The organism is Vibrio sp. HI00D65, from assembly GCF_001635455.1.
Classification (GTDB): Bacteria; Pseudomonadota; Gammaproteobacteria; order Enterobacterales; family Vibrionaceae; genus Vibrio.
In genome coordinates this window covers 1-323 of record NZ_LWEH01000447.1, presented here as the reverse complement: position 1 = coordinate 323, position 323 = coordinate 1, and the positions used below count along the sequence as shown (strand labels likewise).

At 38.7% G+C, this 323-nt stretch carries 1 protein-coding gene; it reads right to left on the bottom strand.

Going from position 1 to position 323, the window contains the following annotated elements:
* Positions 1–41: 41 nt before the first annotated feature.
* Positions 42–323 (bottom strand): hypothetical protein (locus tag A3712_RS28475; protein ID WP_231891863.1); only part of this gene is annotated, 282 nt, incomplete at its 5' end.

Genomic DNA, 323 nt, shown 5'->3' with positions numbered 1-323 from the left:
CCATTTTTTGAAACAGGTCCTCGTATAATTCTAGTTTACGTTTATTCATTTATTTTCGCAGTATCATTGGACTTTTCTCGTTGAGTCATTCGAGTATGACTCTCTCGTGTATCCTCCCAAAACTTGTTAGTGTCAAATATTTCATTGAGCCTTTGCACTCTTTGCGCTGGTGTCATATAGAAAATCCGAGCCAGCAATCCCCGCGTTCTCTCGTGCGGATAAGTTGATCGAATGAACTTTGCAATGTAGTCATAAGTTGTCATCTTTTTTACCTGTATGAATGAAAGCATAGACAGGCTAAATGATTTCAGGAAGACAAAACC